General features: G+C 63.4%; 9 protein-coding genes. 2 read left to right on the top strand and 7 right to left on the bottom strand.

The genetic code is table 11. From position 1 onward, the window contains the following. Window positions 1–160 precede the first annotated feature (160 nt). The 7 genes from LJE93_11870 to LJE93_11840 all read right to left on the bottom strand — a co-directional run bounded on the left by LJE93_11870 (window position 161) and on the right by LJE93_11840 (window position 8,294). Window positions 161–766 (bottom strand): hypothetical protein, encoded by a 606-nt coding sequence (locus tag LJE93_11870; protein MCG6949602.1) that lies wholly within the window; start codon window positions 764–766, stop codon window positions 161–163. A 215-nt stretch (window positions 767–981) separates the two neighbouring features. Further along, window positions 982–1,533: an HDIG domain-containing protein gene (locus tag LJE93_11865; GenBank protein MCG6949601.1), complete on the bottom strand. Its 552-nt coding sequence runs from the start codon at window positions 1,531–1,533 to the stop codon at window positions 982–984. A 156-nt stretch (window positions 1,534–1,689) separates the two neighbouring features. Beyond that, complete coding sequence (locus tag LJE93_11860; protein MCG6949600.1) at window positions 1,690–2,922, bottom strand: D-alanyl-D-alanine carboxypeptidase; 1,233 nt, start codon at window positions 2,920–2,922, stop codon at window positions 1,690–1,692. Between the two features lie 199 nt (window positions 2,923–3,121). Then, on the bottom strand, window positions 3,122–4,537 hold the full coding sequence (locus LJE93_11855) for an FAD-binding oxidoreductase (GenBank protein MCG6949599.1): 1,416 nt from the start codon (window positions 4,535–4,537) through the stop codon (window positions 3,122–3,124). Window positions 4,538–4,540: 3 nt separating this feature from the next. After that, window positions 4,541–5,296, bottom strand: a complete 756-nt coding sequence (locus LJE93_11850; GenBank protein ID MCG6949598.1) for an SDR family NAD(P)-dependent oxidoreductase — start codon at window positions 5,294–5,296, stop codon at window positions 4,541–4,543. 20 nt (window positions 5,297–5,316) lie between these two features. After that, window positions 5,317–7,176 (bottom strand): histone deacetylase, encoded by a 1,860-nt coding sequence (locus LJE93_11845; protein ID MCG6949597.1) that lies wholly within the window; start codon window positions 7,174–7,176, stop codon window positions 5,317–5,319. 233 nt (window positions 7,177–7,409) lie between these two features. Then, on the bottom strand, window positions 7,410–8,294 hold the full coding sequence (locus LJE93_11840; protein MCG6949596.1) for a TraB/GumN family protein: 885 nt from the start codon (window positions 8,292–8,294) through the stop codon (window positions 7,410–7,412). Window positions 8,295–8,502: 208 nt separating this feature from the next. On the opposite strand from LJE93_11840, the gene LJE93_11835 reads away from it, so the two are divergent. Both LJE93_11835 and LJE93_11830 read left to right on the top strand, forming a co-directional pair. Next, window positions 8,503–9,021 carry a peptidylprolyl isomerase gene (locus tag LJE93_11835; GenBank protein MCG6949595.1) on the top strand — a complete coding sequence of 173 codons (519 nt, stop codon included), beginning with the start codon at window positions 8,503–8,505 and terminating at the stop codon, window positions 9,019–9,021. 83 nt (window positions 9,022–9,104) lie between these two features. After that, window positions 9,105–10,563, top strand: a 1,459-nt coding sequence (locus LJE93_11830) for a lysyl endopeptidase (GenBank protein ID MCG6949594.1), incomplete at its 3' end; no start/stop codon positions are given.

Below are 10,563 nucleotides of genomic sequence, written 5' to 3'. Positions count from 1 at the left end.
CCCAACCACAAAGATCCCTCGGCTCGCTGCGCTCGCTCGGGATGACATTCTGACTGGGCTCGTCGGACGAGCCCGTCATCATGTCATTTCGGATTTCGGATTTTCCACCCACCCTCCCCTTTTCTCCTTCTCGCCTCTGCTTCTTTGCATTGAACACGCCCTAGCGAGATTCGCACCAGCCGTGAGCAGCGGCGAGCGATTCGAGGACAACGCGGTACGCCGGACGGTAGGCCTCCAGGTAAGCCTCACTATGGTGGATGGCCGGGAAATCACGCTCGCCGAGCTCGGCGGCAAGAGCCTCGAGGGCCGGCGCCAGCTCGCCACGCCCCGCGCACCCCAGGTAGCTCGCCGCCAGCTCCAGGACGACCCGCATTCTTCGAGCGGTCCCGTGGTTTCCGTCGGCGCTGGAAACGAAAGCGTCGACCAGCTCTGCCGGATCCCGACCGTTTGCCAGGAACGGGCGGAGGTTGACCCTGACCAGAAGTGGCTCTCCGCCCAGGGCCTCGCAAAACGGCTCGCCCTCGATGGACGGACCGAGATCGGCGAGCTCCCGATGCATCCACCTTTCCGCAGCCTCCCTATTCGAGATCGCGTGTCCGGGGCCGAACACGGCCTGGTGGAGGAACTTGTAGAGGTCGTCCGCACCGGCCATGGGATGTGTGTCGATGTGAGCGCCAAAGGCGACCATGATGGTGCCGACATCTTCGGCCGGCTGCTGTTCGTTCTCTGCCGAGGACAGGGGCGCAGCGACCAACACGAAAGCCACGAAAAAAATGGCGTGCAAATTCGGAATTCGGAACTCACCGACAGCAGCGATACTTGGCCGTAGCCGTGGGGGTCGCAGGCTCAGCGGAGGCTGAGCCGGAGAGGCGGGGTGGGAGGCTTTACGGCCACTCGCTGATGGTGGGGAGTCACGACGCCCGAAGGGCGTCAGTAATTCGGAGCTCGAAATCCGCAACGCGCGGGGAGGCGAGAACGCCCTCACAACTCGAGTCGCTTGACGAACGGCTCGTAGGTCATGAAGTCGGCGTGGTGAACGAGCCAGGCCTCGGTCGTACGGTCCACCATGTTGCCCTCGCCAGCATGAGTCGCAATGATGTGGCACACGGCATCCGGCACTCCACACTCCATGGCGACGGACACCCCGGTGAACGGGTGGCGCAGGTACTTGCCCCGCGCGCTTTGCCGGCTGCCGCCTTCCCCGTCTTCCTCGTACTCCAGGAGCTTGCCGACGTCGGCAAGTATCGCTCCTGCGATCAACACGTCCATGTCGACGGGTAGGGCTTCACCGAAAAACTGCTCGACGGACTTCGCCGCATCCCGCGCGACGTGCACGACCGCCCGCTTGTGGGCCATGAAGGTCACCGGGCAATCGGGCACCTTCAAAGTGAACGGAATTCGCTCGAGGTCGGCGGGCGTAAGCGGCGAGTACTCGAATGCGCGCTCCCAGCAGTCCGTCGTCTTCGAACGCAGATCCTCATCGGCAATCCATTCGAGCTCCGGCCAGATTCTCTTGACGTCATCACGCAGCATGGCTTCCTCCGGGAGGAGAGGATAGCGCGATCTCGCGAATTAGGAATGAGGAATTAGGAATGAGGAATTCCCAACCGCCCTCCCTGATACGCGGTCGGGTGGGCGGCATTCCTAATTCCTAACTCCTCATTCCTATTTGGGTGGGTGGATGGGAGGTTACAGGGAGTCCCACGAAACCACCCACTCGACCTCGGCATAGGTGTCCGAGAATGGCAGATCGCCGCCGCACGATCGCTGCACCGCCCCTCCGGTTTCGGCAACCAGATCGATCAGCCACGACTGCTGGAGGCCGCGCCAGTGCAGCTCTTCCCAGCCCGTGCTGCGGGCTGCGGTGCAGAAAAGGACGATCTCGTTGGCAGGTGTCGAAAACACGCCGCCGAGGACGGCTACCCCGCCGTCGGTGTTGATCAACGTGCCGGTCTTGACGACCACGCTGCCCGTCCTGCCAGGGCGGGCGAGCTTCGGAAATTTTCGGTCGGTCGATCCCGGATCACATCCGATCACCGGCAGGAGATCGCCAGGCGCAAAACCAAAACCTGCGGCGGTTTCTACGAATGCGCGCATCAGGCTCACGCCCATGCGGGCGGTCAGGCGGTTATGGCCTTCTCCAGAAGCAGTCTCGAGCTCGAGCGTTTCCGGCGCGAGACGCAGCCGTTCCTCGAGAAATGCCTCCAAACCCTCGGGGCCTCCGAGGCCCTCAGCGACCCGGATAATGTCGTTATTGGAGTAAACGTTGAAGCGCCGGAGCAGGACCGGCAGCGGGTTCGAGCGGTGAACCACCACCGGTGTCCAGTCAGCCGGCGCCCCCGCCTGTATCGACCCGACGATCTTTACCCGTGGCGGATCCTTCGGGTCCCAGCCACGCCGTTTGCACATCGCCTCCCAGGCGGCGCGGGTCGATCGATCCCAGCGGCGGGGATCGAGTACAGCGCGCAGCCTGCGCCCCATGCGCGCCGCCCGCTCCTGCGGATCGCGGAGGCTGTTGGCGACACCGTTCTCCCAGCCGATCCAGAAGTCGCCATCGATTCTCAGCCGCCCGTCCACCCGGGAGAGCCGAAGCCGGTTGAGCTGCCTGGCGATCAGGAAGACATTCTCCGGCTGCATGTCCGGGTCGCCCCACCCCTGCACCACGAGAGATCCGTCGAGCCGACCGGTCGCCTTGTCCCACTCCCCGTCGACACCGAAGACGGTGCGGTACCTGTGATCAGGGCCGAGGCTCTCGAGGGCCCACAGGGATGTTCCGACCTTGACCAGCGACGCCGGGTTGAAGGGCGTGTCGGCGCCCTGGCTTTGAATCACACGGCCGTCGAGCGTCTCCGCGTGGTAGAGGAGCTGGTCTCGATCAGCGGCCGCCAGGGTGGACGTCAGCAGCAAACCTACGGCCACCATTACCAGATAGCATCGGTGTTTGAACCGCGAAGACGCCAAGATCGCCAAAACCTTTCCCTGCGCGCAAGGGAGGGGATAAACCCCTCCCCTACGACAGAAACCGTAGGGGCGGCATATATGCCGCCCTTGAAGGCACACATGGGAGGGATCGGACAAGGGCGGCATATATGCCGCCCCTACAGATCCCGCGCCGGCTCTCTCAGTTCCCATAAATCAAACGATCGGCGAGGGCGGAGCGAAGGACGCAACTCGGATCGAGCTCCGCCTTGAGAGCGAGAAATTGATCGAGCTGGCCGTCGCGGAAAGACGAGCGGTACAGATCCGGAGGTAATGCGGCGTCCTTGGCCGGGTAGAATCGTCCGCCCGCCGAAACCACCGGCTCGGCCAGCGCCCGCATCATCGACCACAGCTTTTCCCGCCGTCCCCGAATCACCGGGAAATCGAGTGCGAGCGAAAAACCGTCAACCGCATGGCTCATCAGGAAGGCGTCGGGCCGGTGGCGCTTGAGCACCGCAAGGAACGAGGGCATGCCGTGCTCCTGGCAGATCTCGAGTTGATCGCGAAAGACCTGCTCGGCACCGACCGCCGGAACAAAGCTCTGGTGCTGGATGAGCCCGCCCGGGAGGTACACCTTCTTCCAGTTCGGCACGTAGTCGAGCAGGAAGGAGAACGCGGCCAGGGACTGCCGGTATGTTTTCTCGTCGCCGATCGTGCTCCCCGAGAGGTACTTCGCACGATTGATCAGGCGCATCCCGGCCCGGTTGGTCATCGGCTTCAGGAATCGCCACATGAGACCCTTGGGCACCACTCCGAAGAGATTGCCCGGCAGATCCTGCGCCGCGGCATCCAGGCTTGCGGCTGCATCCTGGTCCTCGCCCTCGTCGAGGTGGCGCGCGAAGTGCAGCAGACCGCGACCGAGGTTGCGACCGCGAGCAAAGGCGTCGATCCACCCGACGACGTACTCCCACTTGTCCTTGGCGTCGTCGGCAAGGCTCAGCATGGCTTCCAGGTCCGGGGCCGAGATCGCCTTGACCTCGATCATTCCCGAATGCACCTTCTTCATCTTCAGCCGCGCACGAGTGATGATTCCGAGCTGGCCGAACGAGCCGATGACCTGGTGGAACAGATCGGCGTTCCTCGCCCGGGAGACGGTTCGGGACTCGCCGTCAGCGGTGACGAAGTCGAACTCGACACAGTGCTCACCGATGGTTCCGCGCTGCCAGTTGTTCTTGCCGTGGACGTTCATCGCCAGCATGCCGCCCACCGTGGGCTCCATGGTCCCGGTGACCACCGCCGGCCACCAGCCGTCGCCGATGCCCGCACGCCATAACGAGGCCAGGCTGACACCGGGTTCGACGTCGATCGTCCCGCCTTCAGGGTCCCAGGCCAGCACATGGTCGAGCCCGGAAAGATCGAGGACAGCCGACTCCGGGCGAAGGGCGGCATCCCCGTAGGAGCATCCCGCTCCGCGCAGGGCGATCGGCAGGCCCTCCGACCGCGCTTCCTGCAGAGCTTCGGTGACTCCCGCAGCCCCGCTCGGCCGGAACACGTATCCGGCGCCGCCCACGGCCATGCCCCATCCCTCAACCCACTCGAGGCGGTCCTTGAGGTCCACGGCTCAGATCCCGAGTCTCGTGAATATGAACGATGGGATCGAACGGACAACCGTCATCAACAGACGCCAGCGCGCCGGTACGTACGCCGTGACCGCACCGTGGGCCGCCTTTTCGAGGATGATCTCCGCCGCGCGATCGGCCGAAATCAACCAGAACAGGCCTTCCTTACCTCGGGTCATCGCGGTATCGACGAAACCCGGCTTGATGGTCACCACCGTGACACCGAGCTTCGCGAGCCGGTTGCGCAGACCCTCGAGGTAGGCGTGCAGACCGGCCTTCGACGTGCAATAAACTGGGTTCGGCGCACGCCCACGGTCACCCGCCACCGAGCCGATACCGACGATCGTGCCCCTGCCCAACCGCGCCATGCGATCGGCGACTGGGTTGAGCCAGGCCACCGCGCCGAGCAGGTTGACCTCGATCATTTCGCGATCCTTGGGGGTGTCATACTCGTCCGGCGCGACCGACGGCATCGAGCCAGCCGCGAAGATCACCAGGTCGAGGCCGCCGAGGCGACGAGCGATCTCCTGGACCAGCTCCGGCACCTCATCGACCGCGCGCACGTCGTGCACCACCGCGATCGCCCGTCCCTCGCCCGCCGCGTCGTTGATCTCCTTCGTGATCCGGCGAAGCTCGTCCTCGCGACGCGCAACCAGGGCGACCCGCGAGCCTCCCGCTGCAAGGCGTCGAGCGAGAGCTTCACCGATTCCCGACGACGATCCGATCACCAGGGAGTGTGCGAATGTGCCTTCGGTCAACTCTCGATCCCCCTGGAGAATTATCCCACGGGCTCCACGACCTCGAGCTGCAGCTTCGCCATCTCTTCAGCTACCTGCTTGTCGTAATCATCACCGGTGACCATCTCGATCAGCGTGTCCGACACCGGCAGCACCATCGGATAGCCCTGCCACTCGAGCACCTCGCCGGTCGTTCTGTTGATCACACGCCCGTCCGCGATCAGGTTGCTCGCCTCGGCGAGCGACTCTCCGGCGAATAGCCTCTCTAGGCTCCGCACCAGGGCTTCATGCTCGGCTTCCAGGAAGCGCACGCGGCGCCGGCTCTGAATCGCCACGTGATAGCTCGACGGTACATAGTAAATGCCATCGAGCTCGAGCACCTCAGCCACGACGACCAGCCAGCCGAAGACTTCCTTGAGAAGACCGAGCCCGGGGTGTTTCTGCCCGGGCAAAGGCCGGCGATAGGGACCGAAATGAGCCCGCGGGTTCTGCAGCAGCAGCCATTCGACCACCAGTACCTCACAGCCGGGCACCACCCGCGAGCTTCGGCTGGCCCGCAGTTCCAGCAGCAGCTCTCGCTGGTCGGGCTCCGACCACACGCGCACGGTATCGCCGACACTACCGGAGAGGTCGATCTCGACCGTCGGGTGGCGAAAACCGCGAAGCCTGAGCTGATCCAGGAGGCCGAGCCGCTCGAGCAGCAGCTCCACCCCATGCCGGGATAGATGAGAAAGGAATCGCGTCCTCTGCGGAGCTTCGGGAAGCACACCGACCAGGTCCTCCTCGGTCAGCCGCCATTCGAAGGCGCTCGGCTCCGTTGTCAGGTCGGTGGGGTCGAGAGAGCTGCGAATCCGCCGGAATCTGCGGAGCACCATTTCCGCATTGTCCGGGGTCTTGGCCACCTTCCCGCTGATCAGCCAGGAAAAGAACCGCGCACTGTATCGCCACGCTGCGTTGCCGTAGCCGCCCGCCAGCAAAACGACCAACGGGACCCTCCGCCGGCCGTGCCTGAGCAGCTCGATCACCAGTCGATCACGCCTGAACATCCCGTCAGCCGAGATCTTCCAGTTTCCGAGGGCGTCATCTGCCGCCGGATCCGTCCCGGCGACGTAGATGACGAGGCCCGGCCGGACCTTCATCATCACATCCGGCAAGGTCTTGAGCAGGGTGCCGAGATAGATTTCGTCTCCTGCGCCATCCCCGAGGGCAATTGCGGTGGATGCCGAGGCTTCGGTGTCGCCCCAGTTTTCGTTGTGGACCGAGTAGGTGTAAACCGTCGAATCGTGGGCGAATATCGCACGCGTCCCGTTGCCGTCGTGGATATCGAGATCGACGACCAGCACCGGCTCGCGAAAACCCTTTGACCGGAGCCGCGAGATCGCCACCGCAATATCGTTGAAAATGCAGAAACCCATCCCGCGATCGCGTCCTGCGTGGTGGAAGCCCCCACTCAGATTGATCGCGACGCAACGACCGTGGAGGGCGAGCCGGGTGGCCTGAATCGTGCCACCGACAGCCAATCGTTGCGCTTCCACGACCCTCTCGATATCGGCGTCCGAGATCTTGACCCCGAATATCTTTTCGCTCACCTCGGGATCGCGTCCCACCGCGTCGATGTAGTAGTGATCGTGAACCCGGAGCAGGGTGCGAACCGCCGGTCGTCTCGGTATCGAGATCTCATCCTCTTCGAGAAGGCCCTCGTCCATCAGGAAGCCGAGGATCTTCTGCCCCCGAGCCGGATCGACGGGCGAGCCTTCGAGGGAGGTTGCGTATATGTCGTGATAAACGAACTTGACCTGCGGCGCCGACCACCTCCTCCGGAATCGCCGCCAACGCCGCCTGACGAGACGACCGAGACTGACGAGAGAGTTTGGGTCCGGAGCAGTGTCGGGCGACGCCATGAAAGCAGTATAGTCCGGGAGGGGATAAACCCCTCCCCTGCGAATGCAGAACGGATTTGTAGGAGCGGGATATATCCCGCCCATGAGCGTTGCTGCCCACTGGGACGACCAAGGGCGGCATGTATGCCGCCCCTACCGATCATTCGCTTCCACGGCCCCGAGAGGTTGGAGGGGAAATCCGACATCCCAAATTCGAAGTGCGAGATTCGCCGAGCCTGGGGATCGTGATGAGGTCAGAGTCGCTCGATCGCGTATCCCTTTTTTCGGAGGAGTTCGATCACGCCCTCGTCGCCCACCAGGTGCGCCGACCCCACCACAACCATCGCGTCACGATCGCCGGCCAGGAGTTCTTCGATCTGCGGCACCCACGCGCGATTCCGGTCCCCCACCATTCTCGTGAACACATCCGGGAATTCCTCGAAGCCCTCGAGCATCATGTGCTCGACGTATTCGACGTCTCCGGCGCGCCAGCGAATGTACAGCTCTTCCATCTCGGGAATCATCAATTCCAGGTCCCTCAGCGTGTAGCGGAGAAACGCTCTGCTCTGCTCCTGAGTCAGATCCGCGAAAAGACTGACCTGCGCTTCGGCCGTCTCCAGGGCACGCGTTTCCTTGCCCGCCTGGTCCGCCCGCTGCATGAAATACGTGTCGAGGCCCGAGGACGAGAGATAACCGTGTTTGCTCAGCTCGAATGCAGTCAGGGTGAGTGCGGCCATCCAGGGCTTCATGCCGGAGAAGACGGACGGATTGAACCCGGACTCTTCGGCATGGGCCTCGAGCTCCTTCCAGGTCTGCGCGCCGACGACCTGCTCGAGCGTCGTCCCCGGAGCCAGTGATCCGGCAGACATCAGCTGAACCGCGGTTGCCGTCATCTCACCGAGGTCGATTTCGAAGACCAGCACCTCGGCCTCTTCAAACGTCCGTTCGAAGGCCTGAGGCAGCGGGTAGGCATCCTCCTTCAGAGCGTGGATCGACCCCACGACGTAGACGTCGGTGCTCCCTTTGCTCACCCTCCAGATGAAGTTTTTCTCGGCCGGCGCAGCGTCCTGTGCTGCAGCGATCGCCGAGAACCACGCCACGAGAAGGACCAACACCAGCACGCGCCGCATCAAAACCATCGTGCCTCCAAGACCCAGTCTAGCCTGCACGCGACGGGAGGGAAGGCTGCTTTCTCCAAACCATTGCCACGAGGATTTTTCGAGCGCCAGGCGCGACAATCGGACACCTCTGCTATACAATCCCGAATTCCGACTTCCGACTTCCGAATTCACCGCGTGTTATTGTGAAACGACCGCGCGACACTTGCGGCAAAAGAGGAGAAAAAGAATGGCCAACCCGACCGCGACGTTCGAGACTTCCCTGGGTACTTTCAAGGCCGAGATCTTTCTTGACCAGATGCCCATTACCGCCGAAAACTTCATCTCGCTGGCAAAGAGCGGCTTTTATGACGGGCTTCATTTCCACCGGGTCATCAAGGACTTCATGATCCAGTTCGGCTGCCCCCACTCTTCGGACCCGGACAGCCCGCGCTGCGGCACGGGAGGCCCTCCGCACGGCACGATTGCCGACGAACACCCGGAGGACGCGAAGATCTCGAACGAACCCGGCACCCTGTCGATGGCGAACACCGGACGACCCAACAGCGGCGGGTCGCAGTTCTTCATCAACACCAAGCACAACAGCTTCCTCGACTGGTTTTCGCCCGGTCAATCGAAGCATCCCGTCTTCGGCAAGCTGATCGAAGGCATGGATGTGGTCGAGGCCATCGAGTCCTCGAAGACGAGTGCACAGGACCGGCCGCTGACCCCGGTCAAGGTAGAGCGGATCACCATCGAAGACTCGTGACTATCTGACAGTGGACGCACCAGACAACAGCGGCACCCGTCCGGAAGGAGGACGGCGCCAGTCTGTAGATTGAGGTGGAACACATGAATCTTCGCAGAGCACTTCGATTCCCGTCGGCGATGCTGATCGCTGCAGTGATGGTTCTCGCGGGCCCGCCGGCGGTCCACGCCGCGGGCGCCAGCCGGATTCCGCGCAGTGCGCTCCCGGACGTCAGGAGCCTCGACGCGATCGAGCGGCGGGGAATGCCGCCGGTCGACGTCCAACGACTGCTCGCGGAGGATGCCGTGCTGCGACAGTCGAACGTGCCCGCACCGACGAGATACGCGATCAACCACACGGTCGCTCTCACAACCGACGCCAGCGGCACCTGGGAGACCCTCGACGACGGATCGAGGTTGTGGCGGCTTCGCCTCTCTTCTCCGGGGGCCCTCAGCTTGAGCCTCGGCATGGAGCAGTTCGACCTCCCGGCGGGCGCCACCTTCTGGGTTCATGCCCCCGATGGATCAGGGGTACAGGGGCCGTACACCGCGGAGGACCGCAACGCCTTCGGCGGACTGTGGACGGCGGTCGTCCTGGGCGACGAGATCGTGGCCGAACTCCACTCGCCGGTCGAAAGCCCCGTCGATCTCCGAATCAGCTCGGTGAGCCACGGTTACCGGGAGTTTGGCGAACGCGCGGGAGATAGCTTTCCGGAGAAGCGTGGGAGCTGCAACATCAACGTGGTCTGTTCCCTGGGCAACCGGTTCGCGGACCAGATACGTTCGGTCGCACGCTACACCTTTTCCGACGGGACGGGCTCGTACCTCTGCACGGGTCAGCTGATCAACAACACCTCCGAGGACGACACGCCCTACTTCTACACGGCCGGTCACTGCGTTGAGACCGATACCGAAGCCTCAACGGTCGTGGCGTACTGGAATTACCAGACTGCAACCTGCGAGGAATGGTCCGGGGGCAGCCTCGATCAGAACCAGAGCGGCGCCACTCTGATCGCACATTCATTCGACTCGGAGAACGATTTTCAATACGATTTCGCGTTGCTCGAGCTGGACGAGGTTCCAGACGACGCCTTCAACGTCTTCTACTCCGGGTGGGACAGGAGCGGTGTCATCCCCGACAGCACTGTCACCATCCACCACCCCGCAGGCGATCAGAAATCCATCAGCTTCGACAACGACCCGCCGGCAATCACGACCATCGGCGGTTCGACCTCTCCGGGCGACGGGCGACACTGGAGAATTCACGATTGGGACGTCGGCACCACCGAGGAAGGGTCCTCGGGCGCGTGCCTCTTCGATGAAGCCTCCGGCCTGTGCATCGGCGACCTGAGCGGCGGCTACGCCGCGTGCGGCAATAACCAGCCCGACTGGTACGCGCGGCTGCACAGCCAGTGGACGGGAGAGGGCAGTCCCGAAACGCGCCTGTCGGACTGGCTCGATCCACTCGGCATCGGGGTCGAATACCTGTTCGGAAGGAATTTGGGAGCCTCGGCCGGCACAACCGAGACCTGGCTCATACCTTCGGTCGCATCGACGCCGGGAG

Source organism: Acidobacteriota bacterium (assembly GCA_022340665.1).
In the GTDB taxonomy this organism is placed as follows: Bacteria; Acidobacteriota; Thermoanaerobaculia; order Thermoanaerobaculales; family Sulfomarinibacteraceae; genus Sulfomarinibacter.
This window is presented reverse-complemented; position numbering and strand designations above follow the sequence as displayed.